This window comes from uncultured Aquimarina sp., assembly GCF_947495315.1.
In the GTDB taxonomy this organism is placed as follows: Bacteria; Bacteroidota; Bacteroidia; order Flavobacteriales; family Flavobacteriaceae; genus Aquimarina.
The window spans coordinates 360654-387038 of the sequence record NZ_CANLYD010000003.1; the positions used below are offsets into that span (position 1 = coordinate 360654).

The window sequence follows — 26385 nt, forward strand, 5'->3', positions numbered from 1 at the left end:
GTCTTTAAAGTACGTTAACTAAGTGAATCAATAGGTTAACTCAATCAAAAGATGGTTTAGCGAAATATCAGTTTTTGCTAGGTGTAGCAATCACTAGTTTTGGTATAAGTTTTGAAGACCAATTGATATGAAAAATAGTATACTTACCACTTTGTTAATAATATGCTTTGGATATGCTAAAGCTCAGGAGTTAAAATGTCTTGATGTACAATATAAACTTCGAGGATATTTTTACGCAGGAACCAGTAAGACTGATACAGAAGCTCCAGGAGGTTTTTATCAGGCATCTAATGGACCTATAAAAAATGATCAATTTATTCAGGAAATAAGGAGGACTTCAGACTTTCAACTTGTTGTTAATGCCGATTCTATAGCCGAATTTCAGAAAGGAGTGAAAGGGTTTAAAGTATTTTTGATCAATAATACCGATTCTATTATTCAACTATCAGCTCAGGACAGCAGGATTTCCATCATTCGACAAGTTTTTCATAAGAATAAATGGCAAGACATTGAATATCTTCCAAGTAGTTGGTGCGGCAATAGTTATCATTCAGTATATATCAATCCAAATGAATATTGGGATTTTACTGTTCCTTGTTTAGAAGGAAAAATTAAGTCGAAATTTAGATTTAAGTTAAATGTAGAAACGACTACAAGTTTGGATGATACAGGAAATATATACTCTAACGAGTTCGAAGGAAGTTTTAATAAAAAGCAACTTAAAAAAGAACAGGGACATAAACCCGTTAGTATAATGGATCCCTACAATAACTAAATTGATTTTAAAAGGGTCGGCAATACTACTAAATATTTGCCAACCCTTTCGCGGTTGGTTATTAAGGTCGCTGTATTGTTACATTTGCATCATCACTTTCTGCACAATTGTTGGTTTTTTGAGTAATGAATAATGAATCTCCTACTCCAGCATTGGACTGACCAAAGGGAGCAAAAAAGCTTCCGTCATTGTTTGCGGTAACTGTAGTAGATATACCTGCAGCATCGGTAATGGTTACGGTAGCTCCTGGTTTTACAGATCCTGCACTGCCACTAATAGCTAATCCTCCAGCAGCAATAGTAATTGTTGCTTGAATACTTTCTGCATCTGGTTTTGGACATTTTTCTTTTCCACAAGTAACCCCCAGAAACGAAATGGCAAGTACGATTAAAAAACTGATAATTCTTTTAGAATTAATGGTGATCATAATTAGGCATTTTTAGATTTAAAATGAGTGCCAGATAAGTAGTTGTAATTAATAGAAGAGATTTGGTATAATAGATTCATGTTTTCAATAGTTCGAAATAGAATATCACAAAAAAGCCTAAAAAAATAATTACCACTTAGTTTTGAATACTTCCACTGTTGTCAGAAATGTATACAATTACATTTATCTAGTTTTTTCTTACCCTCGGTTCTGACTGGCCCATACTCAAAGAGAGAGTTTTTGGTGTTACAATTTCTTAGGCTTTTTGTTTATTACATATATTGAATTTGGCTAACTCAAATAATTATAAGAACTTCAATATTGTTTTTCCAAAAGTAAACCATACTATCATATATATAAAGAGTGAAATAACTGATTTTCATAGGGGTTTGTTACCCTTTTCTGTTAGGGGTAATATTTTTTGGTTATATATGTTTGAGAAGATTATAAATAACTAAAAAAACAGTAAAATGAAGGGTATTTTGAAAGGCCCCAACTTTTTGGAAGCTAGGAACCTCTCTATCTTTTAAAGCATATGTTTAGCTAGCGCGATAATTTAGAAATCATAATGTAATATGAAACATAAAACTATAATTGAAGGTTTACAAAGAAACAAACTAGTTTTTAAACAACTTTTACAGGGTGTTCCCAAAGAAGAGTACTTGTGGAAAGATAAACCAAACAGATGGTGTTTATTAGAGATCGTTGGTCATCTGTATGATGAAGAACGAGAAGATTTTAGAAAAAGAACGAAACATATACTTGATACTCCTGATCAGCCATTCACACCAATTGATCCCGAAGGCTGGGTTGAGGAACGAAGATATGCAAAGCAAGAGTATGAAGTAGTGTTACATCGTTTTTTAGAAGAGCGAAAAGCTTCAGTAATCTGGCTAAATTCTCTAGCAAACCCAAAATGGGAAAATATAACAAGACATTCGGATTTAGGACCAATGACTGCTTCACAATTTCTAGCCAATTGGTTGGCGCACGATTATCTACATTTTAACCAAATTACAAGATTAAAATTAGATTATTTGAAATATATGTCTAAAGAGAATTTCTCTTATGCAGAAGGTTGTTAACTCATTAAGATCAAAAAGATTTAGAAAAGTATACCCCTACACTATCACCTGTAAACTGAGGAGCAAAAGCAATATCTTCTGAGTTTTTAAAAGGATTCCAAGAGATAAGATGGTCATAATGATATACTAATCGAGTCGTTAAGATTCCGATTCCTGCGCCAACTAGCACATCAGACAAGTAATGTTTGTTATTCATCATCCTCAGACTACCTGTAGTAACTGCGAAAAGATATCCGCTATATGCTAAAAGTGGACTAGTATCTATAAATTCTTCGTATAACACAGCCGCAGAAACAAAAGCCATAGAAGTATGTCCAGAAGGGAAAGAGTTTAATTTAGATGGATCTCCTGGTCGTGGTTTACCCACTTCTCGTTTTAGAATGGTAGTAGCAGCGCTTGTTACTAAGGATGATATTAAAAGATTTTTAGTTTGATCAAACCAATGATTTTTGGACTCAACCCCAAAAATATCTGCGGCATACATCTGAACAATTGGAGCATATCTAGTATAGTCATCAAGACCAAAATAAAAATCATTTCCTACTGAGCCTCTGATATCTTTTTGCAATGATTTCTCAAAATCACTAGTTGATAGAAGAATACCCGAAGCAATTAAGGTAATCGGTATTATTCTTTTGGTAAATAAACTTTTTTTAGATTTCTTACGTTCGGTTTGTTTTGAAGTTTTGAATTGAACTTTGGTAAGCGGGGATTCTGTAAACTGGGCATTCGTAATATTGATACATAAGCATACCAATAGCAGGCTAATACTAATTCTCATAGGTTATTCTTTTTTGGGGCACAGGCGATTTGGGATCTACCTGAACGAAATATACTATTTAAATATTAAATTAATGTTAAATAAATAGATATTTTATCAACGTTTTTTCAATAGTACATTAGCTAAAATTCTTTTTAACAGGTTTAAAGCCAGTGTTTAACGTTGTTTTAAGTGTTTTTTAAAAGTAAATCAGGATGTGATATTTTTGCTTCTATTTATCTGAAAATAAAAAGGATATTACTCTTGCTGTTTTATAGGATTCCTTTAAAAAAGGCTTATATTTGCACGCAATTAAATCTTAATTGCGATGACAGCACACGAATCCAAAATCGTTGGAGAAGGTCTTACCTATGATGACGTACTTTTAGTCCCTGCATTTTCTGAAGTGTTACCACGAGAAGTAAGTATTCAAACAAAATTTACTAGAAATATTAGCATTAATGTTCCTATAGTTTCTGCAGCTATGGATACGGTTACAGAAAGCCGTATGGCTATTGCTATGGCACAAGAAGGAGGTATAGGCGTGTTACATAAAAACATGACTATCCAGGAACAGGCGATGAAGGTGCGTAAGGTTAAAAGAGCAGAAAGTGGAATGATCATAGATCCAGTTACCTTACCATTAGACGCAAAAGTAGCTGATGCTAAAAATAATATGCGAGAGCATAGTATTGGAGGAATACCAATTGTAGATGAAGATCATAAACTTCTAGGTATTGTTACCAATAGAGATTTACGGTTTGAAAAGAATAATGAAAGACCTATATCAGAAGTAATGACCAGTGAGAATCTAGTTACGGTAGGAGAAGGAACTTCATTACAGGAAGCAGAAGTTATACTACAAAATAATAAGATCGAAAAGTTACCTGTAGTAAATGACAAAAATACGCTGGTAGGTTTGATAACGTTTAGAGATATCACCAAACTCACACTGAAGCCAAGTGCTAATAAAGATAGCTTAGGACGTCTTCGAGTAGCTGCAGCGATTGGTGTAACAGGAGATGCAGTAGATCGAGCAGAAGCTTTAGTAAAGGCTGGAGTAGATGCTGTAATTATTGATACAGCACATGGACATACTAAAGGAGTAGTGGCTGTTCTTAAAGAAGTGAAAAAGAAGTTTCCGGACCTAGATGTAGTAGTTGGTAATATTGCAACTGCAGAAGCAGCTAAGTATTTAGTAGAAGCTGGTGCAGATGCGGTAAAAGTAGGGATTGGACCAGGATCTATATGTACGACTAGAGTGGTTGCAGGAGTTGGGTTTCCCCAGTTTTCAGCAGTTTTAGAGGTTGCCTCAGCGATCAAAGGATCTGGTGTTCCGGTTATTGCGGATGGAGGAATCAGATATACTGGTGACATACCAAAGGCAATTGCCGCGGGAGCAGATACGGTGATGTTAGGATCTTTGTTAGCAGGAACAAAAGAATCTCCCGGAGAAACCATTATCTATGAAGGTAGAAAATTTAAGTCTTATCGAGGAATGGGATCTGTAGAAGCAATGAAGCAAGGATCAAAAGACCGCTATTTTCAAGATGTAGAAGACGATATTAAAAAATTAGTTCCAGAAGGAATTGTAGGTCGCGTTGCTTATAAAGGAGAGCTTTATGAAAGTATTCATCAATTTGTTGGAGGATTACGTGCCGGAATGGGATACTGTGGGTCTAAAGATATAGCGACACTTAAAGAAACTGGTCGTTTTGTGAAAATTACAGCAAGTGGAATCAACGAAAGTCATCCACATGACGTTACTATAACCAAAGAATCTCCTAATTATAGTAGATAGTTTAGTATGAAATAGTACAAAAAACGCTTCAAAATTAATTTGAAGCGTTTTTTTTGTATGTTTATTAGTCAAAAGGTAAGTCATTGAAAAATAGAAACTTTGTAAAACCATTTATTTTGTTATCACTAGTGATAGCAGTTATTAATGGTTGTAATACTGGCGAAGAGTCGTTTTTAAGCAAAGAAACAGCTCATGGAGAATGGCTTATACAAGCGGCCCATCTAGATAATGGTTTTTACAGACCAATTACTCGTGAACTAAGTTTTAGAGAGGATTCTTTACATCTTAAAAGCTTGTCTGTAGAAAGCAAAACGTCATATAAATTAGAGTTTATACAAGATTCTTTATTATTTGATACACTTGCGTTTCCTATTCGAAGATATAGGGTAAATGGCGATAAACTTTATTTTGGAAAATGGTTAGCGCATCGCACAATACCTTCTGATCCGGTTGATACGTTTAAATTTAGAGAACTATTGTTATCCAGTTATTGGGAAAATGAAAAAGGAGTATTTTATTTCGGAAAAGATTATAAAATCAAGTACATACCTAAGGGTACTGATACATACCTGATGCATTGTTTCGAATTAATTTCTTATGGGGATAAAGTGTTTTTACTTAAAAAAGGGAATCAACTAGCATGCGATGGAGATTTTCAATTTATAGAGCAGATACTATCAGTTTCTGAAAATCAAATTGAAGCATTTGGTTTTGTTGATGGGGATTTTAAGAAAATAACGTACAACGCAGTTCCTAAACCTCAAAAAAGTGTCGATCCAGTTTCTTTTCAGTTGTGCAACCCGTACATTAATAAAAATTATCCAGTAGATCGTTATTATGGGAAGGGAACTGAGTATAATGGAGGGCTGTATCACATTAGAAAAATATTTACTGAAGCATATAAAGTTCCGGAAGGTTCAAAAGAATCTGGGATATTTCAAGTCCGTTTTGTGGTTAATTGTAAAGGAAAAGCAGGAATGTTTGAAAAACAAGCATTTGACTATGACTATAATCTAAAAGAATTTTCTGATACGATTAGCAATCAAATTTTTGAAATAACAAAAGGTTTACAAGATTGGATTCCCGGAAGAAATCAAAGAACCAATAAAGTTATGGACACCTATATTTACATAAGTTTTAGAATAAAAGATGGAAAAATCATTCGCATATATCCTTAATATTCTTCTGTTTTTGACTTTTTGTTCATGTCAAGAAACTCAGAATATTGATTTTAAAAATCTAACAGCAGAAGAAAAGATTTTAAAAACAAAAGAGTTAGAGTACGAACGTGATTATTATTATCAGGCCAATACAATTCGTCAGGCATATTTTGACACCTTACTTATGCTTAATCCTGACAATGAATACTATCATAGGGAAAAATCTGTGGCACACAGTAAAATAGGGGATTATCATATTTCTTTTCCTTTGTTACAGAAATCATTACAATTAGACCCAGAAGAGGCTTTGTATTATACTTCTTGGTTAATGACAGATTTATATAAGGACTATGATAGGGCTATAGAATATCTTAATAAATATGATGATTACAGACCAGGAAAAGTTGATTATGCTTGGGGTAATAACGTGAATTTCTTAAAAGGAGAAGTCTTGCAAGCGTTAGGAAGACACGAAGAAGCCATTGTAGAGTTTACCAAAGCAATCGATGAAGAAGGAACCGAATATATTGATCCTTCTGCCTTTCCATATAGAGGTATTAGCTATGCGGCTTTAAAAAAATATAAGGAAGCAATTGCTGATTTTGATTTAGGAATTAAGGTATATGATAAATCCTCATTATCTTATTATTATAAAGGAATAACATTGTTAGAGATAGGGGATAATAATCAGGCCCTAATACATATAGAAAAAGCGAGAACATTAGTGTCTAAAGGGTATAAGAAATCTGACCCTTATAAAGAAGTGTATAATGAGATATACTTGATGCAAATAGAAGATAAACTCAAAGAAATACATGAAAAAAGCACTTCAAAATAGTTTGAAGCGCTTTTTTCATGTGTTATAAGTATCTCTTAATTAATTATTTATTGTACAGGAATGCCTAGTTTAGTCATCACTGTTTTTGTAAGATCAAAATTTGGATCAATATAAGCTAATCCACTCGTTGTAATTGTTAATACTTGAGTATATCCTTCAGCTTTGGCAACCTCTTCTAATGCTTTACCTATTTTAGTATACAAAGGCTGTAATAATCTGTTTTGTTCTATCTGAACCAGTTGAGATCCATTCTGGCGAAATTTAGCAATATCATTTTCTAAAGCGATAATCTCTTCTTGCTTAGTTTTTTTCATAGGCTCAGTCATTGTCGCTACACCTTCCTGATACGCTTTTACTTTTGTTTGATAATCATCGACTTTTACTTTTAGATCAGCTTCTAACTTAGTATTGTATGCTTTTAACTCTTCTTGTACTTTAGTAAGCTCCGGCAATTTAGAAAGAATAAATTCGCTATCAATTGTTCCTACCTTAGATTGTGCAATTGTTTGTGCGCTAATGATCAATAGTAAAATCGGAAATAGTATGTTCTTCATTGTGATTTTTTTAATTCTTGATTTAAAATTTTTGCAAATATATAAGGTCTAAGACAATATACGTGCCAAGAAAAATATTTTTTAAAAATCTATTCTTCATATAATTGACCGCGATGAGGTTTTAAAGCATCTCTTATAGCTTTCATTTCAGAATCTACAACCACCATAAAAGCAATGCTATGCATCTCGTTGATGTCTTGATAACCAGTAAGATTCATAGATAATTTTTCTGAAATGATATATTCTTTAAGATGAATTTCGTGATGCTCTGCTGTTTTACTTGCTGCGGGACCTCTGAAATCCCAAATGAGTTTTAGTTTTCTTTCCAATGTGTATTATTAATTGTTTAGATATTAGCAAAGTGATATAAAATCACAAGATAAGGAGATTAGTAAAATTTTAAAAGGCATTTAATACTATATTACTATTATCATTCGTTACAAGAAAGAGCTTGCAAAACGCATTAATATTGTTATTTTTGTCCGATTGGGGACTTTATTAAAGAGAACTATGCACAAAAAATCTATTGTACTTTTTTTAGGAGTAATACTTTGCTCCCTAGTATATGGTCAACAAAAAGACCCTGTACTTCTAATGATTAATAATTCACCTGTTTATACATCAGAATTTAAGCGGGTATATCTTAAAAATATTGATCTGGTAAAAGATGAATCTCAAAAGGATATCGACGAATATTTAGAGCTTTTTATTAACTATAAATTAAAGTTAGAGGAAGCTAAAGAACAAGGACTGAATAAAAAAGAATCATATATTAAAGAACTTGAAGGGTATAAAAAGCAACTGTCCTCAGGGTATCTTACGGATACAAAAGCTTCGGATGCTCTGGTAAAAGAGGCATATGACCGTTTGCAGGAAAGAGTAAATGCGAGTCATATTTTAGTTCAGGTTCAATCTGGTGCATCTCCTAAAGATACCTTAGTAGCATATCAGAAGATCACTGAAGCTAGAAATAAAATTGTTAGTGGGACCGATTTTAAAGAAATAGCGGTTCAGTATAGTCAAGATCCTTCTGTAAATAAAAACGGAGGTGATTTGGGTTGGTTTTCAGCATTTAGAATGGTGTACCCTTTTGAGCAAGCTGCTTTTACAACGAAAGTAGGAGAAGTTTCAGAACCATTCAAAACACGTTTTGGGTATCATATAGTAAAGGTTAATGATAAACAAAAAGCATTAGGAGAAGTTACAGTAGCTCATATAATGGTCGCTTTCAATAAAGAAAGAACGGAAGATGAAGCAGAAGAAAGAATTAAAGAGATTAGTTCTCAATTAAAACAAAATGCTTCTTTTGAATCTTTGGCAAAACAATATAGTGACGATCGTAATACTGCTGTTAATGAAGGTAAAATAAATCGTTTTGGACAGGGAGCCTTAAATTCTGAGAATTTTGAGAAAGCTGCTTTTGCTTTACAATCATCAGGAGAAGTTTCTGCACCCGTTAAAACAAAATATGGCTGGCATATCATAAAATTATTAGAAAAACATCCTCCTAAAACTTTTGAAGAGATTAAAGGAGAGCTTACTCAAAAAATAAAAAAGGATAGTAGGTCTCAGTTAATTACTAAGTCGTTTATAAATTCTCTTAAAGAAAAGTATGCTTTAAAAAGAAATGAAGAAGTGATAACGTATTTCAAAAAGATTGTGCCGACTACTATTTTTAAAGAAAAATGGGAAGTTCCAGCCAATGACCCGATGATGGAGAAACCTATATTTTCTATAGGTGATCAAAGTTATTCATATATGGATTTTGCCAAGTTTATACAACAAAGAGGTGCTGGTAAAAATAGAATTTCGGATGTGTCTATTTATGTGGATTTCATGTATGATGAATATGAATCTGCTCAGTTACTTCAATATTATGAAGAGCATCTGGAAGAAGATAATCAGGATTTTGCTAATGTGATTTCGGAATATAGAGACGGATTGTTGTTGTTTGATCTTATGGAGTCCAAAATATGGAACGCGGCAAAGACGGATTCTGTTGGACTCAAAAAGTTCTATGAATCCAGGAAAGAAACATATCTTCAAGAGGAAACATATAAAGTTGTAAAAGCATCTTCATCTAATCAAGAATTAATAGAAAAAGTGAAGGTTCTTATTGAAAAGGGTAAATCTGCTGAAGAAATTAAAAAAGAAGTGAATACGTCGGATACAGATAAAGTATTTTTCTCTGAAGAGGAGTTAATTAAAGGTGAAGCTCCTATTACTAATAATTTTTCTGGAGAGAAAGGACAAATTGTTAGTGTTAATGAAAATAATTATATAACGCTCGTAAAAATAGAAGAGGTAATACCCGCTAGAATCAAAACGTTTGAAGAAACTAAGGGTAAAGTAATTAATGATTTTCAAGAAAATCTTGAAAAAAATTGGTTAAATGAACTTAGAAAGAAATATTCTGTAGAGTTAAACAAAAAGACCTTAAAAAAAATTAAAAAAGACCTATCCATATAAATGCGATATCTCTCAATCATAGTGTTGTTTGTTTTATTTGTTTCTTGCGGAAATATAAATCGTGAGGCAAATAGAGAAGTAGTAGCAAGAGTAAACGAAACATATCTGTATAAAGACGATATTAAAAATCTCGTACCTGATGCCACTACAAAAGAGGATAGTATTAATATAATAAACAATTACATTAATATTTGGGCAACAAGACAGTTGTTTATAGATCAGTCTAAACGTAACTTAAACGAAACAGAACTTCAGGAATTTGATAACCTTGTAGAAGATTATAAGAGTACTTTATATATTAATGCATATAAAGATGCTGTGATCAATAAATCTATTAATATGGAGATTACAGAAGAAGATATGAGTTCTTATTATTCAGAAAATTTAGAAAATTTTAATCTTAATGAAGAATTAGTAAAGTTACGTTACTTACATTTGCCACCTGATTATAATAATATTGTTGCAACGCAAACACGTTTTAATCGTTTTAAAGAAGAGGATGAAGAAGATTTGCTGACAAAAAAGTTAGAATTTGTTACTTTTTCTTTTGGTGATTCTATTTGGGTTCAATTTGATCAGGTATTAAATAAGATACCAGTTCTTAAAACTCAGGATAGGAATAAGGTCTTGAAAAAGGGTAAATATGTACAATTGCGTGATTCTTTGGGAGTGTATATGATTAAGATTAAAGAAGTGCTTAAGAAAAATGAAACGGCACCTTTAGAATATATAAAGCCAACGATACGACAGATTATATTAAATAAGAGGAAGCGAGAGCTTATAAAAAAATTAGAAAAGGATATTACGAAAGATGCTATTAAAAACAAACAATTTGAAATCTATAATTAAGAATGTTACTTGTCTTGTCGCATTATTGCTATTTGGAGCAGGTACTCAGATATACGCTCAGGAAATCATTGAAGATGTAAAAAAGAAGGTAGAAAAGAAAGAGGATTCTGTAAAGCCATCTGAAAGGATTAAGATAGACGGGGTTGCTGCTGTTATAGGAGAATATGTAATATTGGATAGCGATGTTACGATTGCATATCAACAATTGATAAGTGAGGGCGTTTCTGCAACAGATGTTAGCCGTTGTGAATTGGCTGGAAGTTTATTCGAGAATAAGTTATATGCACATCATGCAGTTCAGGATAGTGTTCTCGTTACAGATGCTGAGGTGAATTCTATGGTCGATCAACAGTTAAGTTATATGACCCGAGAGCTTGGGACGTTGGATAAAGTGCTAAAATTCTATAGAAAAGAAAGCGAAGAGGATTTTAGAAAAGAGCTTTTCGAAATTAATAAAGGAAACAGATTGGCAGAACAAATGCGTTCTAAAATAGTAGAAGACGTAGAGGTTACACCAGAAGAAGTAAGAGAGTTTTTTGATGAAATTCCAGAAGATGAAAGACCGCTTTTTGGTACAGAATTAGAACTAGCGCAAATTGTAATCGACCCTAAAATACCTGAAGAAGAAGAACAAAAAGTAATTGATAGACTAAAACAGTTTAGAATAGATATTTTAGAGAATGGGAGTAGCTTTGCAACAAAAGCCGTGTTATATTCTCAGGATCCTGGATCCAAATCAAAAGGAGGGAAATATACGCTGAACCGTCAGACACCGTTTGCTAAAGAATTTAAGGATGTAGCATTTAGTTTGCAGGTGGGAGAAGTTAGTGAGCCCTTTAAAACTGATTTTGGATGGCATATTATTCAATTGGATAAGGTTAGAGGAGAAGAAATTGATGTAAGGCATATTCTTTTAATTCCAGATGTTACTAGAGAAAGTGTAGAGGTAGCTCAAAAACTTGTAGATTCTGTTCGCGCAGAAGTAGTTAATGGAACCATTGGTTTTAAGGATGCTGCAAGAAAGTTCAGTGACGAAAAGGAAACGAAAGAAGATGGAGGGCAATTATTAAATCCTACAACAGGAGATACACGTTTTGAACTTACCAAAATTGATCCTATATTGTACGATCAAGTATCAAAATTGAAAACTAATGAAGTTTCATTAGTAATTCCTGATCAAGATCGTCAAGGTCGTAAAAAGTTTAAATTAATTACGGTGCTGAATCGTTTTGATGAGCATATTGCAGACTATTCTAAAGACTATTTGAAAATACAAGAACTAGCCCTTAGAAAAAAACAAATTGAAGCAATACGTAAGTGGCAGGAAGAAAAAATTAATGATACCTACATAAAAATTAATGGAGAGTACAGAGACTGTGAGTTTAGCGGTAACTGGTTAAAAAAAGAAAAATAATATGTCTGACGTTGCAGCAGTAGAAAAACTGGTAAGCAAACATACCGAACTCAAAAAAGAAATTGCTAAAATAATTATAGGTCAGGAAGAAGTAATCGATCAGATACTGATTTCTGTATTTTCTGGAGGTCATGCTTTACTCATAGGAGTTCCTGGGCTGGCAAAAACCTTAATGGTGAACACTATCGCCAAGGCTTTGGGATTGGATTTTAAAAGAATTCAGTTTACGCCGGATTTAATGCCAAGTGATATTTTAGGAAGTGAAATCTTAGACGAGTCAAGACATTTTAAATTTATAAAAGGACCTGTATTTTCTAATATCATTCTGGCGGATGAGATTAACAGAACTCCACCTAAAACGCAAGCCGCTTTATTAGAAGCAATGCAGGAAAGATCAGTAACTGTAGCAGGACATAATTATAAGTTAGATTTACCCTATTTTGTATTGGCAACACAAAACCCTATTGAGCAGGAAGGAACATATCCTTTGCCAGAAGCACAATTAGATAGGTTTATGTTTGCAATAGAATTAAAATATCCTAGTTTTCAGGAAGAAGTAGAAGTCGTAAAAAGTACTACAGGAGATACTTCTGCAACCATTAACCCTTTATTTACGTCACAGGAAATTATAGATTTTCAGCATTTAATTCGTCGTATTCCAGTGGCTGATAATGTTGTGGAATATGCTGTAGGAATGGTTTCTAAAACGCGACCGAATGGAGAATCCGCAACAGATTTAGTTAAGAGTTATATCGATTGGGGTGCCGGTCCAAGGGCTTCCCAGAACTTAATTTTAGCTGCAAAAGCAAATGCAGCTATTAAAGGAAAATTTTCTCCGGATATAGAAGATGTACAAGCAGTAGCAATGGGAATACTACGCCATCGTATGATCAAAAACTACAAAGCAGAAGCAGAAGGAGTAAGTATTGAGGATATTATTCAGAGTTTGTTTTAAAGGCGGTTTTAATAAAAATAGTTGAAGAATGTATAAAATTATTTTTTTGACATTGTTCTTCTCTATTTATGTTGAAGCTCAACAAGATTTTAATAATTCTGAATGCACATTGTATGGAGATGTTATTTCTAGAACTTCTGCGTATAAACATATTCGTGAAGGTCAACCCACATTATTGATAACGGGAATAATAACAGAGAAGAGAGCAATATATATTGCGAAAGCTTATCGAGATTTTTCAAATAAACTAGATAGCAGTTCAGTAGATAGTAGCTTTTCCAATCAATTAAAACAAAACTTTATAATTCCTCTTAGTACGACTGAAAAAAAATATCATTTTAGATTTAAAGAAATAGGCGGATGTTTTCTTCCGAAATGCATTACTAACGACAGTGTAAAAAGCTATAATAATGTAATGAAAGATTTTTTAACCAGGAAATATGGGAATTCTTGGAAGAGAAATGAATTTAATTTCAAATTTTAAAAGATTATATGCTAATTCAATTATAGGAATATTACAGATATTCCTTTTTTTGTATATAAAAATAAAAGCCCATTTAAGTAGGAAATGGGCTTTGTGCAATTACGAACAATTGAATTTTATTGGAAATGGGTACTTGGGGAAAACCATTTCCAGATATCTTCAATTTCAAGGTGCGAAAATAAAATATTAAAGGGGAATAACCCCTCTTTTAACATTTCTTTAGTTCTCTTTTAAGGGTTTGTAAAGAAATGAATTAGCATAACTAAAAAACTTTTACTTTTAATAATATTATACAAATTTATTGAGATACTGGTATCAGGTTATACTAATGTATTTGTACAGACTTTTATTAATTTTTGTTTATCCTAATTAAACCTTTTTGAGTTCTGTTGGTCTTAATATTGAACGTTCATTAAAATAAAGTTGAATAATTAAGAAAAATAGATAGATGAAAAATAGTGTAACCTATATGATGATTTTGTTTTTGGGAATTTTGACAATGTCGGCCCAATCAGAAGATATGGCAGATAACAGAGAAGATCGCCGACAAAAAAGAGAATTAAGAAAAGAGTTTAATGAAAGTTTGTCTGAAGATCAAAAAGCGCAATTAGAGTATCAAAGACAGTTGCGTACTGAGCATAAAAAGGCTTTAGAGGCAACCTATACCGAGGAGCAATTGGCAATTGTTCAAAATGAAGACCTTTCTAGAAGAGGAAAGTATAAAGCATTAAAGTCAACGCTAAGTGATGATCAGAAGGAAATGAAAAAATCACATAAGGAGGCAATGAAGACTGAGAAAAGTAAATTCGAAGCATCTCTTAGTGATGAACAATTAAAGAAATACGGAGAAATAAAGAAGAAAAAAAGAAGAAGAGGTTCCAATTCTGAGAAAGAAAAGAAAGGGGATCGCTAAATGTAGTTTACGTTATGTTTAAAAAGTGAAGCTGATAAAGCTTCACTTTTTTTTACTTTCAATGCTAAAAATGGTTGTTTTTAATGCAATAATTTAACAATTCACTATAACGTTTTCGTGGTTCTAGAGGATAACAGTTAAAATATTAGATATTTTTTTGTATGATTACCATTTTAATAGTTCTATAATTGACGATTTCTACAAATAAATATGATATTTTTTTTAAAAACGTAAAAAAGGATTATTAACGCTATTCATTTAATAAAATCCTTTAAAATTTGTATTTTCGTCGGACTTTTCAATACATAAAACACAACTATATGGCATTCGATATCGATATGATAAAAAAGGTTTATGCTCAAGTTGCGGAGAGAGTAGATGCTGCTCGCGAAGTAACAGGAAAACCTTTAACATTAGCAGAGAAAATTTTGTACTCACACCTTTGGGACGTTAAAACTAAGAAAGCGTTTACGCGAGGAAAAGACTATGTGGATTTTGCACCAGATCGAATCGCATGTCAAGATGCAACCGCTCAGATGGCTTTATTGCAATTTATGCAAGCAGGAAAAAAGAAAGTTGCAGTGCCAACAACAGTGCATTGTGATCATTTGATTCAAGCAAAAGTTGGTGCAGATAAGGATTTGAAATCAGCAATGAATACTAGTAGTGAAGTATTCGATTTCTTAGAGTCAGTATCCGATAAATACGGAATTGGATTCTGGAAACCGGGAGCTGGGATTATACACCAAGTAGTGCTTGAGAACTATGCATTTCCAGGAGGAATGATGATTGGTACGGATTCACATACTGTAAATGCAGGAGGATTAGGAATGGTAGCCATTGGTGTTGGTGGAGCTGATGCAGTGGATGTAATGGCAGGAATGCCTTGGGAATTGAAATTTCCTAAATTAATAGGTGTAAAGTTAACTGGCAAATTATCTGGTTGGACTGCACCAAAAGATGTGATTTTAAAAGTAGCAGAAATTCTTACCGTAAAAGGTGGAACAGGAGCTATTGTAGAATATTTTGGACCTGGAGCAACTTCAATGTCTTGTACAGGAAAAGGAACTATTTGTAATATGGGTGCCGAAATTGGTGCTACAACATCTACATTTGGTTATGATGAATCCATGGAGCGTTATTTACGTGCTACAGATAGAGCTGATGTTGCAGATGCAGCTAATCAAGTAAAAGAACACTTAACAGCAGATGCAGAAGTATATGCGAATCCAGAACAATATTTTGATCAGGTTATAGAAATTAACCTATCTGAGCTTGGACCATTATTAAACGGACCATTTACACCGGATTTATCCACAGAAGTTGGTGCAAGTATGACCGAAAAAGCAAAAGCTAATGATTGGCCATTACAAGTAGAATGGGGATTAATAGGTTCTTGTACAAACTCTTCTTATGAGGATTTATCAAGAGCTTCATCGATTGCGCAGCAAGCTTTGGATAAAGGATTGAAAATGAAAGCGGAGTTGGGAATAAATCCTGGTTCTGAACAAGTAAGATATACTGCAGATAGAGATGGTATTCTTGGGATTTTCGAAAAACTAGATGCTAAGATCTTTACGAATGCCTGTGGACCTTGTATCGGGCAATGGGCGAGATATAGCGATCCTAAAAATGCACCAAAGAATAGTATCGTTCATTCATTTAACAGAAACTTTGCTAAGCGTGCAGATGGTAACCCTAATACTCACGCTTTTGTAGCATCTCCTGAGTTAACAGCAGCTATTGCTGTTTCAGGACGTTTGGATTTCAATCCATTAACGGATAAGTTACTTAATGAAGATGGACAAGAGGTAATGTTTGATGAGCCAACAGGATGGGAGTTACCACCAAAAGGTTTCGAAGTAGAAGATGCTGGATATGTTGCTCCGCAAGAAGATGGTTCTGGTGTAGAAGTGAGTGTGAGTCCAACTTCTGAAAGATTAGAGTTGTTAACACCGTTTGAGCCTATTGGTAATGAAATCAAAGGTGCTAAATTATTAATAAAAGCTTTTGGTAAATGTACTACCGATCATATTTCTATGGCTGGTCCTTGGTTACGTTTCCGTGGTCACTTAGATAATATTTCTAACAACTGTTTAATAGGAGCTGTCAATGCCTTTGGTAAAAAGACGAATTTTATTAAAAACCAATTAAATGGTGAGTTCGGCGGTGTGCCAGATACTGCAAGAGCTTATAAGGCTTCAGGTGTTCCTTCAATAGTAGTTGGAGATCATAATTACGGAGAAGGTTCTTCTCGTGAGCACGCAGCAATGGAACCAAGACACTTAGGTGTTGTTGCGGTAATCGTTAAATCATTTGCTCGTATACACGAAACCAACCTTAAGAAACAAGGGATGTTGGGTCTTACTTTCGTAAACGAAGCAGATTATGATAAAATTCTAGAAGATGACACGATTAACTTCCTTGACTTAGATGCTTTTACTCCTGGAAAAACTCTAAATATCGAGTTTGTTCACGCGGATGGTTCTAAAGATATAATCGAAGTAAATCATACCTATAACGATTCTCAAATCGAATGGTTTAAAGAAGGTTCTGCTTTAAATTTAATTAAAAAGCAAAACGCTTAAGAATCGCTTAGATACAATAGATTATTTAAAACTCCTGAAGGTTATTCTTCAGGAGTTTTTGTTTTATTAAAAATTAGAATTTCGTAAATTTGCGTATATGGTACGCCAAAATATTAAAGTAGCAGTAGATGCAGTAGTCTTTGGGTATAAAGACAAAGCATTGCATGTGCTTTTGATTAAAAGAGATGTAGATCCTTTCAAAGATTCATGGGCACTACCAGGCGGTTTAGTGTTGGAAAATGAAAGCCTGGAAGATGCTGTAGAACGAGAGCTTAAAGAAGAAACTAATGTAACTGTTGATTATTTGGAGCAGTTATATTCTTTTGGGAAACCCGGAAGAGATCCTAGAAACAGAGTGGTAAGTGTTACCTATTTTGGTTTAGTAAAACCAGAGCACCATACTATAAAAGCAGATACAGATGCAAATGATGTGGCTTGGTTTGATATCAATGAACTTCCTGAATTGGCTTTTGATCATGCTACAATTCTCGATATGGCTAAAAAGAGACTACGTAATAAATTGACGTATGAACCTATAGGATTTGATTTACTTGCTGATAAGTTCCTGTTCTCGGATTTAGAGAAACTGTATATGACTATTTTGGATAAGCAGATCGATAGAAGAAATTTCAGAAAGAAGATTCTAAGTTTTGGTATTTTAGAAGAACTAAAAGAAAAAATATCCGAAGGCAGAGGAAGGCCAGCTAATCTTTTCAAATTCAATCATAAACAATACTTCAAGCTAAAAGAAGAAGGCTTCCTTTTTGATATAAAGTAAGCTCTTGTTGTACTTCGAGCGGAGTCGAGAAGTAATAAGAAATACCTTTCTTTTATCTTTTTTTTGTCATTCCAGTGTGTCACACTGAGCCTCCTCCTAAGGCGGACAGGTGTCGAAGTGTAGGCTGGAACCCAATTGCATCCTACCAAATTAATCTTTTATTGTAATTTTTACGCAAAATATTTTGTGATTAGATTGATCCGTTTTATATTTGCGTAAAAATAACACAATTATGCAGTATTTACATTTAGATCCGTCATTTACTCCTTTTGATACGTCCATAGCATTTACCTCTTTTGTATTTAATGGAGGAGAACCACACATCAAAATTTCTGAAGAATCTATCGGAAACGAAGTGACTGTTACACATCGGTTAAACTCATTTAATGATGTCGGTTTGTTATTAGTTGCTACAGATGCATTGCGAAGAATGAGTGTGAAATTGATTAATGTACTCATTCCATATTTTCCAGCGGCAAGACAGGATAGAGTGATGGTTAGTGGCGAGTCTCTAAGTGTAAAAGTATATGCTGATATTATAAATGCACAAAAATACGATCAAGTAACGGTTTTTGACCCACATTCTGAGGTGACACCAGCTTTGTTGAATAATGTAAAAGTGATTTCAAATTATGAATTTGTAAAGAAATGTTTGGATAAGATTAATGAAGAGGTGGTATTGATATCTCCTGATGGTGGAGCTTTAAAAAAGATTTATAAAGTATCAGAGTATTTAGGAGGAATAGCAGTAGTAGAATGTTCTAAGAAACGAGATGTAAAAACCGGAAAGCTGTCAGGCTTTAGAGTATATGAAGAAGACCTGAAAGGAAAACATTGTGTGATTGTAGACGATATCTGTGATGGAGGAGGAACATTTTTAGGACTGGCAACAGCATTAAAAGAAAAAAACGCAGGAAAACTAAGCTTAGTAGTGAGCCACGGGATTTTTAGCAAAGGTTTTGAAGCATTAAATCAATCATTTGATACTGTTTTTACTACGAATTCTTTTAGAGATATAGAAGAGGAAAAAGTGGTGCAGTTTTCTATTATATAATTAGAGGTTAAGTATTGTCATTCCAGTGTGTCACACTGAGCCTGTCGAAGTGTAGGCTGGAATCCAAGAATAGATAAAACAAAACAATGAAAGTAATCACAGCACCAACAAAAATTATACTAGATAAAAACCAGAGCGTTTTTCTAGCTGGAAGCATAGAAGTTGGTGTAGCAGAAAGATGGCAGGATAAAGTAATTAAAGAATTGTCAGAAGAAGATGTAACACTCTTAAACCCAAGAAGAGCCAGTTGGGATGCTAGTTGGAAACAAGAAGTAGACAATCCTGTTTTTAAAGAACAAGTAAACTGGGAATTGGAAGCGTTAGAAAAGTCTGATATGATCACAATGTACTTTGATAAGAAAACCAAGTCACCAATTACGCTTTTAGAATTGGGGTTATTTGCTAGAAGCAGAAAACTGATTGTTTGTTGCCCAGATGGATTCTGGAGAAAAGGAAATGTAGACGTGGTTTGTGAACGATATGGTATACAACAAGTAAATAGTTTAAAAGAGTTGATTAATGAAGTAAAGAGGAAATTGAAATGAAACTAGAAGTAACAAATTATAAAGAACAAGAAAAAAGCTGGCCACAGCAAGGATATCATATTATGGCGCAATATGATGATCAGAAAATAGTAGTATATCAATCATATAGACCTGCAATTGGAAACTTTGCAGCTCAAAATCAATTTTTTGGCGGTCCATTTAGCTTAGAAAGGATGACTTGGATTAAGCCTAACTTTCTTTGGATGATGTATCGCAATGGATGGGGAACGAAAGAAGGACAAGAAGTTGTATTAGCAATACATCTGAAGCGTGAGGCTTTCGAGAAATACTTAGACAATGCTGTATATTCTTCTTTTAAGCCTGAATTATACAAATCTTACGAAGATTGGCAAGCAGATGTTACTAGTTCTGATGTAAGGCTACAATGGGATCCTGATCACGATCCTTATGGGACCAAATTAGAAAGAAGAGCAATTCAGATTGGATTAAGAAAAGAGTTTATAAAATCATATGCTTCTGATGATATATTGGAAATAGAGGATGTTTCACAGTTTGTGAAAGAACAATATGACTTGGTGAAATCTAATAATTTAGAAGAATTAGTTACACCACTCGAAAAGCTAATGATTTTTGGAAACGAGAAATTGAATACATATTTGAAGTTAAAATGAAACTAAAATTACTCCAATCTGATATTACCACTGTAAGAGTGGATGCAATTGTCAATGCTGCAAATACCTCTTTATTAGGTGGCGGTGGAGTTGATGGTGCGATTCATCGAAAAGGAGGTTCAGAAATTTTAGAAGCTTGTAGAAAAGTTAGAGCTACTCAAGGAAAATGTAATCCAGGTGAAGCGGTGATTACTACTGCTGGAAATCTTTCTGCTAAATATGTGATCCACACCGTTGGACGTGTATGGAATACTGGAGGAAAAGATAAAGAAAGGTTACTAGCTAATTGTTATACCAAGGCTTTAAGACTGGCAGTTGAGAATGGTATTAAGACCATTGCTTTTCCAAACATCAGTACGGGAATCTATAAATTTCCAAAAGAATTAGCTGCTAAGATAGCTGTCGATACGGTAACAAATGACCCTGGTTTGACACATATAAAAGAAGTGATCTTTATATGTTTTGATGAGGAGAATTATAAAATATATGCAAAAATTATAGAAGCAGTATAAAGAACGTCCTACTGAAATTTCAATGTAAAAAATGAAGTGAACGAAACGTAAAATTAAATTTGTGAGTAGTTTAATGTTAATTATAAAAAGTTTTTATCTATGAAAACCAATCATAAAACATTACAAAAACGTTTTAATTTAATTTAGTGGAGAGAGCAATATTTTTAGATGAAATTTCATAAGACTAGACTTTTTTGTTTCCTTTTTCGGCAATGGAAAAAAGAAAAGAATAATAAAAAATGAAAATAAATACTAAACAAATAAGTAAATTTTTAAGCCTTATCCTAAGGCACAATCCAGGAAAGATAGGGTTGGAATTAGATGAAAACGGTTGGGCAGATGTAAGCGAATTAATAAGCAAAGCAAATACACAGCGTAAGCAACTAAATATAGAAACGCTAAAAGAAGTTGTTGCTACAAATGACAAAAAGCGTTTTGCATTTAATGAAGATGAAACCAAGATCAGAGCGAATCAAGGACATTCTATACAAGTTGATTTGGAGTATACACCCATACAGCCACCAGAATTTTTATATCACGGAACCGTAGGAAAGTTCAGAGAAGATATACGAAAAAAAGGTTTGCTAAAAATGAGCAGACATCACGTACATCTTAGTGAAGAACTAGAAACAGCAATGAGAGTAGGTTCCAGAAGAGGAGTGCCCATTATACTAACCGTTAGATCTGGTGATATGTATCGAAATGGTATAGCGTTTTATCAATCCGATAATGGAGTATGGTTGACAGATGCCGTTGCTTCAGAGTATATCGAGTTTAAAACAAAGTGATGTACCAGACCTCACAGGTTTTTAAAACCTGTGAGGTCTAAAAGGAAATAGTTATGAGAACACTAGTAATCGGAGACATTCACGGAGGGTACAAAGCATTAATACAGGTGTTAGAAAGAGCTAAAGTAACATCAGAAGATAAATTAATCTTCTTAGGAGATTACGTCGATGGGTGGAGTGAATCAGCAGAAACAATTCAGAAATTAATAGATCTTTCGATATCTAATACATGTGTTTTTATAAGAGGAAATCATGATTTGTGGTGTGGTTTATGGCTGGATAAAGGAGCTACCAATCCAGTTTGGTTAGCTCACGGAGGAAAAGAAACGATAGATAGTTATATTCAATCCGGTTTACTAACCAATGATGCGCATAAACAGTTTTTTAAAGATCTACAGAATTACTATATAGATTCAGAAAACAGACTTTTCATTCATGCCGGATTTACTTCTATGCACGGTGTTGGTAGAGAAGAATATGAATCTAATTACTATTGGGATAGAACCTTATGGGAAGCGGCTTTACTTGCGGATAAGGTGGAAGAAAAAACGCTAGAAGATATGCTTACGTCTCCGAAACGATTTAATCACTATAAAGAAATTTATATTGGACATACACCTACTACTGATTATAAAATTAGTGAGCCAATAAAAGCATATAACTTATGGAACATTGATACCGGAGCAGCTTTTACCGGAAAACTTACCATATTGGATATCGATACCAAAGAATTTTGGCAAAGTGATCCATTACCTTCTTTGTATCCTGATGAAAAAGGCCGAAATTAACACCTGCTATTTTAACTGGAAACAGGGTGTTTTTTGTGAAAAATAGTTTCGATTTTTATCTTCTAAAATTCTATAAATGATTGTTGTCAAATTTCCGTTAGGATATACAACCAAAAGTAGCACCAAAATTACTTTTCTTTTAGTATTCTACATTCTTTTATCTAATTCTGTAAATTCTCAAAATATGGATGACTTTATTGAGTACGATTCCTTTGTTATTGTCGAAAAACCTCAAAAAGTGTATAAAGGCTTTTATAAGGATGGTAAACCGTATAACGGATATTTTTCAAAAGGAAATGATGAATTTCCGCGAGTAGATTATTATGAGAATGGAGAAGCAAAATTTCAATATTCTTTGGATGTCTATCAAATGGCATTAGGAGCAGAATCCTCTGAAGTAGAAGGTTTACAGGAGCAAGAAGGAGAGGTGATGAATGAAGAAGATTATGAAGAGTATATGAAAGATTTATATAAGCCAAAATTAAATATTAAATCTGTTTACGAGAGCGGTAAAATTGTGGATGGATATGAGTATGGAGAACTAAATTCAGGAATAATTTCAAGAAAAATTGAGAAGCAAAAAACTACAGCATTTCACATTGATGCATTTGCAATGCATTATTATCAGAGAACTTCTTTAGTGCTGGTCTCTGATACACTTATCATTGGATCTCCCACAATAGCAGCAGCTGGAGAAAATATAGAAATACGATTATTTAAGAAAAACCAGGCGTGGGTAACTAACTATCACATTGGAGGAGAGAAAATAGGTTCTAACTACTATATAAAAGGAGACATTGAAAGTTTACCAGCTAATTGTACATTGTTTATATATGATCAAAATAATGCTACGTATAATTATGGAAGAGGTGGTTTTGAAAAATACTCGACCAGGTTAGATCTGATAGATATACAGAAAATGTATTTTGATAACCCAGAGATTTTTTCCAATAAGAATATGCAATCTTTTTTTGATGCGTTTATAGAGGCCTTCACTGTTGAAATACAAAAGGAAGATAAACAACGTCTACAAGAACCAGAGGTTTTTAGAGGGTACATCATCACAGGAGAGAGTAGTGAGATACTAAAAGGTATACGTTTTTTTGAGAAAGAAGAGAACTCATATTACGAAGAATATAAAGACAGTAGCAAAATTAAAAAAGAAAAGATAGATCTTATTAACTTTCAGAAAGTGTTTAAAGAGTATTTAGAAAACACACGAAACGACTAGTGTATATAGATGTTCAAAAGAAATTGGTTTAAATATTTTCTAAATTTCAAAATAAAAACTATATTTGCGTATAATTAACGCAAAATAATAAACATATATGAATCCACTACTATTAACAGACGGTTATAAATTAGGTCATAAAGAACAATATCCAGATGGAACTACCTTAGTGTATTCTAATTGGACTCCAAGAAAGAGTAGAATAGAAGGAATTGATAATGTAGTATTTTTTGGTTTGCAGTATTTCGTAAAAGAATATTTGATTAAGAGATTTAATGAAAGTTTCTTTAACCTTCCTAAAGAAGAAGTCGTTTCAGAATATAAAAAATATGTAGATCATTATTTAGGTGTGGATTATGATATTCAGCACATTTCAGAATTACACGATTTAGGTTATTTGCCGATTGAGATAAAAGCCTTACCAGAGGGTACAGAGGTGCCGATCAGAGTGCCCATGTTTACTTTGGTAAATACAAAATCGGAATATTTTTGGTTGACAAATTATTTAGAAACGTTATTGTCTAGTATCATATGGCAACCATGTACTTCTGCAACTATAGCAAAACAATATCAAAAGATTCTTAGTAACTACGCTTCAGAAACGGATAAAGAAAATCTGGAATTTATCACCTGGCAAGGTCACGATTTTTCTATGAGAGGAATGTCTGGAACAGAATCTTCCATTCTGAGCGGTATGGGACACGCACTTTCTTTTTCAGGAAGTGACACCTTACCAGTAGCAAAAGCATATGAGATGTACTATAATGCAGATGTTACTAAAGAATTAGTGATTGGTAGTGTCAATGCTACTGAACATAGTGTAATGTGTGCTGGTAGTAAAGATGATGAGATCGGTACTTTCAGAAGATTATTAGAAACCTATCCTGCAGGAATATTATCTGTGGTTTCTGATACTTGGGATCTCTGGAAAGTGTTGACGGAATATCTCCCTAAGTTAAAAAATGAAATCCTCCAACGTGAAGGTAAACTAGTGATTAGACCAGATTCTGGTGATCCGGTAGATATCATATGTGGATGCAAACATGAAGATCCTATAATTGCCAAAGGAGTAATCGAATTGCTTTGGGATGAATTCGGAGGAACTATTAATGAGCAAGGATATAAAGTACTAAATCCAAAAATAGGAGCAATTTATGGAGACAGTATTACTATGGATAGAGCTACACAAATATGTGAGCGACTTAAAGAAAAAGGTTTTGCATCTACTAATGTAGTACTTGGAATAGGAAGTTTTACCTATCAATATAATACTCGAGATACTTTTGGATTTGCTATGAAGGCAACTTATGTTGAGGTAAATGGAGAAGGAAGAGAAATTTTTAAAGATCCTATTACAGATGATGGAACGAAAAAATCTGCGAAAGGGTTGATGCAACTTTACAAGTCTAATGGAGAAATTACGCTAAAAGATCAATGTACTATAGAAGAAGAAACTCAGGGATTGTTTCAAACAGTTTTTAAAGATGGGAAATTGGTCATTGATGAAAGTTTATCAACTATTAGAGAGAGAATCCTTCGGTAAATAAACTTTGAAGTAAAATATTAAAAACTCCTTGAGATGATACTTAAGGAGTTTTTGCTTTTAAGTGAAACCATTTCTGATTATAAATCGTTTGATCTTAAAAACGTAAAAAGTCAACAGCTTGCTAGTCTAAGATTAAACGATTTGAAATATTCTTTAAATCGTTAAGTATCAAAAAAAAAGAGATCCACAGATATTTTGCAGATTAGCTGTGTTTTTAAGTTGTTGATCTATAGTTTTCTACGGTACGGCGTATTAGTTTTTTTATAAAAATCACTTCTTGTAAATTTCTAACACACAAATGTAATTTAACTAAACTTATACGTATGAAAACACAAATTATTAATCATTTAGTAAGGAACATTGTTTCATATTTAACAATATTCGTAGTCTCACTCTTTGTATCCTGTTCTGATGAAGAATTTGAAGATGGAATTGAATCCTCTTCAGATTTAGGTAAATATTATACTTTTCTGGTCAATTCAGGATTCGAGAGGAGTACAATTACATATCATAAAGAAAGTGACATGTTCATAATTGATAAAGATCTTTTAATTTCTAGAGATGAAGTAACCAACTATATTAAAAGAGATGGTTTGGATGCAGGGATTAATGATAAACAACGTCGCGGCACGTATATCGTAAGTGCTGATAATGCTCGTGATGTTACCTATTTTGTAGAAGGTAATGTTCCACAGTCGTGGCAAACAGCCATCAATGGAGCAGTTGCTCAATATAATGCTATCAATGGATCAGGACTTCGAGTTTCTCTTACCAATGACAGAAACAATGCAGACGCACGTATTTTTATTGGTTTTTCTAATGAAAATTGGGTTGCAAGAGCGTTATTACCAAATTCTTCTAGAAGAGTTGGAAGTTGGATCGAAATAAACACTAGATTCAATAATATGGAATCAGGAAGAAAGCTATTTACTATGGTCCACGAAATGGGTCATAATTTCGGTTTGCTTCATACAAATCAGAACAGTGGTTCGGTAATTCAAGGAACTCCGCTTACAGATTCTAACTCTGTTATGAATTCTTCGGTATTGCCTTGGAATGGATTTACTAATTTTGACCTTGTTGCAATTCGTACATTATATCCCGGTGATGGAGGTGGAGGTAGTGAGAATATTGTAACTGTATACAGACATTGTCCATTCTCCGGAAGTTCGCAAACATATGGAGTAGGTGACTATAATTTAAATGATCTATTGGCTAGAGGCACCCGAAATGATGATATTTCAAGTTTTAAAGTTGCGCAAGGCTATAAAATAATTATTTATGCAGATAAAGATTTTAGTGGTCGAGCAGCTAGTGCCACTTTTAGTGTTGATTGTCTTCAACAATATAATTGGAACGATATTATTTCTTCTTTTCGTGTTGTGAAAAACTAATTAAATATAATAAACATTAAATATAGGCCGGAAGCTTATTTGAGA

At 33.4% G+C, this 26385-nt stretch carries 26 protein-coding genes; 22 read left to right on the forward strand and 4 right to left on the reverse strand.

Annotated features, from left to right (window positions below; translation table 11 throughout):
• Positions 1 to 127: 127 nt before the first annotated feature.
• On the forward strand, positions 128 to 775 hold the full coding sequence (locus Q0910_RS07455) for a hypothetical protein (protein WP_299214293.1): 648 nt from the start codon (positions 128 to 130) through the stop codon (positions 773 to 775).
• A 61-nt stretch (positions 776 to 836) separates the two neighbouring features.
• Here the strand turns inward: Q0910_RS07455 and Q0910_RS07460 are convergent, their stop codons facing one another.
• Positions 837 to 1202: a hypothetical protein gene (locus tag Q0910_RS07460; protein WP_299214296.1), complete on the reverse strand. Its 366-nt coding sequence runs from the start codon at positions 1200 to 1202 to the stop codon at positions 837 to 839.
• A 575-nt stretch (positions 1203 to 1777) separates the two neighbouring features.
• On the opposite strand from Q0910_RS07460, the gene Q0910_RS07465 reads away from it, so the two are divergent.
• Positions 1778 to 2287: a DinB family protein gene (locus Q0910_RS07465; RefSeq protein WP_299214299.1), complete on the forward strand. Its 510-nt coding sequence runs from the start codon at positions 1778 to 1780 to the stop codon at positions 2285 to 2287.
• Between the two features lie 10 nt (positions 2288 to 2297).
• On the opposite strand, the gene Q0910_RS07470 is transcribed toward Q0910_RS07465, so the two are convergent.
• Positions 2298 to 3068 (reverse strand): phosphatase PAP2 family protein, encoded by a 771-nt coding sequence (locus Q0910_RS07470; protein WP_299214301.1) that lies wholly within the window; start codon positions 3066 to 3068, stop codon positions 2298 to 2300.
• Positions 3069 to 3375: 307 nt separating this feature from the next.
• On the opposite strand from Q0910_RS07470, the gene guaB reads away from it, so the two are divergent.
• The 3 genes from guaB to Q0910_RS07485 all read left to right on the forward strand — a co-directional run bounded on the left by guaB (position 3376) and on the right by Q0910_RS07485 (position 6846).
• Positions 3376 to 4848, forward strand: a complete 1473-nt coding sequence (guaB, locus tag Q0910_RS07475; RefSeq protein ID WP_299214305.1) for an IMP dehydrogenase — start codon at positions 3376 to 3378, stop codon at positions 4846 to 4848.
• An 83-nt stretch (positions 4849 to 4931) separates the two neighbouring features.
• Positions 4932 to 6026 (forward strand): hypothetical protein, encoded by a 1095-nt coding sequence (locus tag Q0910_RS07480; RefSeq protein ID WP_299214308.1) that lies wholly within the window; start codon positions 4932 to 4934, stop codon positions 6024 to 6026.
• Positions 5998 to 6846: a hypothetical protein gene (locus tag Q0910_RS07485; RefSeq protein ID WP_299214311.1), complete on the forward strand. Its 849-nt coding sequence runs from the start codon at positions 5998 to 6000 to the stop codon at positions 6844 to 6846. Before Q0910_RS07480 ends, Q0910_RS07485 begins: the two co-directional genes overlap by 29 nt.
• 47 nt (positions 6847 to 6893) lie before the next feature.
• Here Q0910_RS07485 and Q0910_RS07490 read toward each other — a convergent pair whose 3' ends face one another.
• Both Q0910_RS07490 and Q0910_RS07495 read right to left on the reverse strand, forming a co-directional pair.
• The gene (locus tag Q0910_RS07490) at positions 6894 to 7400 is read right to left on the reverse strand and encodes an OmpH family outer membrane protein (RefSeq protein ID WP_299214314.1); all 507 of its coding nucleotides are present in this window, start codon (positions 7398 to 7400) and stop codon (positions 6894 to 6896) included.
• 89 nt (positions 7401 to 7489) lie between these two features.
• A complete protein-coding gene (locus tag Q0910_RS07495) occupies positions 7490 to 7729 on the reverse strand; it encodes a hypothetical protein (RefSeq protein WP_299214317.1) in 240 nt (79 codons plus the stop codon).
• A 181-nt stretch (positions 7730 to 7910) separates the two neighbouring features.
• On the opposite strand from Q0910_RS07495, the gene Q0910_RS07500 reads away from it, so the two are divergent.
• From Q0910_RS07500 to Q0910_RS07580, 17 genes are all read left to right on the forward strand, one after another.
• A complete protein-coding gene (locus Q0910_RS07500) occupies positions 7911 to 9869 on the forward strand; it encodes a peptidylprolyl isomerase (protein WP_299214319.1) in 1959 nt (652 codons plus the stop codon).
• Complete coding sequence (locus Q0910_RS07505; RefSeq protein ID WP_299214322.1) at positions 9870 to 10718, forward strand: peptidyl-prolyl cis-trans isomerase; 849 nt, start codon at positions 9870 to 9872, stop codon at positions 10716 to 10718.
• Positions 10681 to 12132, forward strand: coding sequence for a peptidylprolyl isomerase (locus tag Q0910_RS07510; protein ID WP_299214325.1), 1452 nt, complete (start codon positions 10681 to 10683; stop codon positions 12130 to 12132). The genes Q0910_RS07505 and Q0910_RS07510 overlap by 38 nt, the downstream gene beginning before the upstream one ends.
• 1 nt (position 12133) lies before the next feature.
• Positions 12134 to 13087: a MoxR family ATPase gene (locus Q0910_RS07515; protein WP_299214328.1), complete on the forward strand. Its 954-nt coding sequence runs from the start codon at positions 12134 to 12136 to the stop codon at positions 13085 to 13087.
• Positions 13088 to 13115: 28 nt separating this feature from the next.
• Complete coding sequence (locus Q0910_RS07520; protein WP_299214331.1) at positions 13116 to 13571, forward strand: hypothetical protein; 456 nt, start codon at positions 13116 to 13118, stop codon at positions 13569 to 13571.
• 448 nt (positions 13572 to 14019) lie between these two features.
• A complete protein-coding gene (locus tag Q0910_RS07525; protein ID WP_299214334.1) occupies positions 14020 to 14484 on the forward strand; it encodes a hypothetical protein in 465 nt (154 codons plus the stop codon).
• Between the two features lie 320 nt (positions 14485 to 14804).
• A complete protein-coding gene (locus Q0910_RS07530; protein ID WP_299214337.1) occupies positions 14805 to 17072 on the forward strand; it encodes an aconitate hydratase in 2268 nt (755 codons plus the stop codon).
• A gap of 97 nt (positions 17073 to 17169) precedes the next feature.
• Positions 17170 to 17850 (forward strand): NUDIX domain-containing protein, encoded by a 681-nt coding sequence (locus Q0910_RS07535; RefSeq protein WP_299214340.1) that lies wholly within the window; start codon positions 17170 to 17172, stop codon positions 17848 to 17850.
• Positions 17851 to 18082: 232 nt separating this feature from the next.
• Positions 18083 to 18904: a ribose-phosphate diphosphokinase gene (gene prs / locus Q0910_RS07540; protein WP_299214343.1), complete on the forward strand. Its 822-nt coding sequence runs from the start codon at positions 18083 to 18085 to the stop codon at positions 18902 to 18904.
• An 86-nt stretch (positions 18905 to 18990) separates the two neighbouring features.
• A complete protein-coding gene (locus Q0910_RS07545) occupies positions 18991 to 19449 on the forward strand; it encodes a nucleoside 2-deoxyribosyltransferase domain-containing protein (protein WP_299214346.1) in 459 nt (152 codons plus the stop codon).
• Positions 19446 to 20081 (forward strand): DUF4291 domain-containing protein, encoded by a 636-nt coding sequence (locus Q0910_RS07550; protein ID WP_299214349.1) that lies wholly within the window; start codon positions 19446 to 19448, stop codon positions 20079 to 20081. The genes Q0910_RS07545 and Q0910_RS07550 overlap by 4 nt, the downstream gene beginning before the upstream one ends.
• Complete coding sequence (locus Q0910_RS07555) at positions 20078 to 20593, forward strand: O-acetyl-ADP-ribose deacetylase (protein ID WP_299214352.1); 516 nt, start codon at positions 20078 to 20080, stop codon at positions 20591 to 20593. The genes Q0910_RS07550 and Q0910_RS07555 overlap by 4 nt, the downstream gene beginning before the upstream one ends.
• Positions 20594 to 20832: 239 nt before the next feature.
• Complete coding sequence (locus Q0910_RS07560; protein WP_299214355.1) at positions 20833 to 21381, forward strand: RNA 2'-phosphotransferase; 549 nt, start codon at positions 20833 to 20835, stop codon at positions 21379 to 21381.
• 53 nt (positions 21382 to 21434) lie between these two features.
• Positions 21435 to 22169 (forward strand): metallophosphoesterase family protein, encoded by a 735-nt coding sequence (locus Q0910_RS07565; protein WP_299214358.1) that lies wholly within the window; start codon positions 21435 to 21437, stop codon positions 22167 to 22169.
• 76 nt (positions 22170 to 22245) lie between these two features.
• Positions 22246 to 23400 carry a hypothetical protein gene (locus Q0910_RS07570; protein WP_299214362.1) on the forward strand — a complete coding sequence of 385 codons (1155 nt, stop codon included), beginning with the start codon at positions 22246 to 22248 and terminating at the stop codon, positions 23398 to 23400.
• 97 nt (positions 23401 to 23497) lie between these two features.
• On the forward strand, positions 23498 to 24943 hold the full coding sequence (locus Q0910_RS07575; protein ID WP_299214365.1) for a nicotinate phosphoribosyltransferase: 1446 nt from the start codon (positions 23498 to 23500) through the stop codon (positions 24941 to 24943).
• Positions 24944 to 25269: 326 nt separating this feature from the next.
• Positions 25270 to 26340 carry a M12 family metallo-peptidase gene (locus Q0910_RS07580; protein ID WP_299214368.1) on the forward strand — a complete coding sequence of 357 codons (1071 nt, stop codon included), beginning with the start codon at positions 25270 to 25272 and terminating at the stop codon, positions 26338 to 26340.
• Positions 26341 to 26385 lie beyond the last annotated feature (45 nt).

Coding starts and splice junctions, on each gene's coding strand:
- Q0910_RS07530 (WP_299214337.1), top strand. CDS start 14,805: ATGGCATTCGATATCGATATGATAAAAAAGGTTTATGCTCAAGTTGCG.
- Q0910_RS07510 (WP_299214325.1), top strand. CDS start 10,681: ATGCTATTAAAAACAAACAATTTGAAATCTATAATTAAGAATGTTACT.
- Q0910_RS07485 (WP_299214311.1), top strand. CDS start 5,998: ATGGAAAAATCATTCGCATATATCCTTAATATTCTTCTGTTTTTGACT.
- Q0910_RS07455 (WP_299214293.1), top strand. CDS start 128: ATGAAAAATAGTATACTTACCACTTTGTTAATAATATGCTTTGGATAT.
- Q0910_RS07490 (WP_299214314.1), bottom strand. CDS start 7,400: ATGAAGAACATACTATTTCCGATTTTACTATTGATCATTAGCGCACAA.
- Q0910_RS07555 (WP_299214352.1), top strand. CDS start 20,078: ATGAAACTAAAATTACTCCAATCTGATATTACCACTGTAAGAGTGGAT.
- guaB (WP_299214305.1), top strand. CDS start 3,376: ATGACAGCACACGAATCCAAAATCGTTGGAGAAGGTCTTACCTATGAT.
- prs (WP_299214343.1), top strand. CDS start 18,083: ATGCAGTATTTACATTTAGATCCGTCATTTACTCCTTTTGATACGTCC.
- Q0910_RS07575 (WP_299214365.1), top strand. CDS start 23,498: ATGAATCCACTACTATTAACAGACGGTTATAAATTAGGTCATAAAGAA.
- Q0910_RS07580 (WP_299214368.1), top strand. CDS start 25,270: ATGAAAACACAAATTATTAATCATTTAGTAAGGAACATTGTTTCATAT.
- Q0910_RS07525 (WP_299214334.1), top strand. CDS start 14,020: ATGAAAAATAGTGTAACCTATATGATGATTTTGTTTTTGGGAATTTTG.
- Q0910_RS07550 (WP_299214349.1), top strand. CDS start 19,446: ATGAAACTAGAAGTAACAAATTATAAAGAACAAGAAAAAAGCTGGCCA.
- Q0910_RS07460 (WP_299214296.1), bottom strand. CDS start 1,202: ATGATCACCATTAATTCTAAAAGAATTATCAGTTTTTTAATCGTACTT.
- Q0910_RS07505 (WP_299214322.1), top strand. CDS start 9,870: ATGCGATATCTCTCAATCATAGTGTTGTTTGTTTTATTTGTTTCTTGC.
- Q0910_RS07560 (WP_299214355.1), top strand. CDS start 20,833: ATGAAAATAAATACTAAACAAATAAGTAAATTTTTAAGCCTTATCCTA.
- Q0910_RS07470 (WP_299214301.1), bottom strand. CDS start 3,068: ATGAGAATTAGTATTAGCCTGCTATTGGTATGCTTATGTATCAATATT.
- Q0910_RS07500 (WP_299214319.1), top strand. CDS start 7,911: ATGCACAAAAAATCTATTGTACTTTTTTTAGGAGTAATACTTTGCTCC.
- Q0910_RS07515 (WP_299214328.1), top strand. CDS start 12,134: ATGTCTGACGTTGCAGCAGTAGAAAAACTGGTAAGCAAACATACCGAA.
- Q0910_RS07535 (WP_299214340.1), top strand. CDS start 17,170: ATGGTACGCCAAAATATTAAAGTAGCAGTAGATGCAGTAGTCTTTGGG.
- Q0910_RS07545 (WP_299214346.1), top strand. CDS start 18,991: ATGAAAGTAATCACAGCACCAACAAAAATTATACTAGATAAAAACCAG.
- Q0910_RS07520 (WP_299214331.1), top strand. CDS start 13,116: ATGTATAAAATTATTTTTTTGACATTGTTCTTCTCTATTTATGTTGAA.
- Q0910_RS07570 (WP_299214362.1), top strand. CDS start 22,246: ATGATTGTTGTCAAATTTCCGTTAGGATATACAACCAAAAGTAGCACC.
- Q0910_RS07465 (WP_299214299.1), top strand. CDS start 1,778: ATGAAACATAAAACTATAATTGAAGGTTTACAAAGAAACAAACTAGTT.
- Q0910_RS07565 (WP_299214358.1), top strand. CDS start 21,435: ATGAGAACACTAGTAATCGGAGACATTCACGGAGGGTACAAAGCATTA.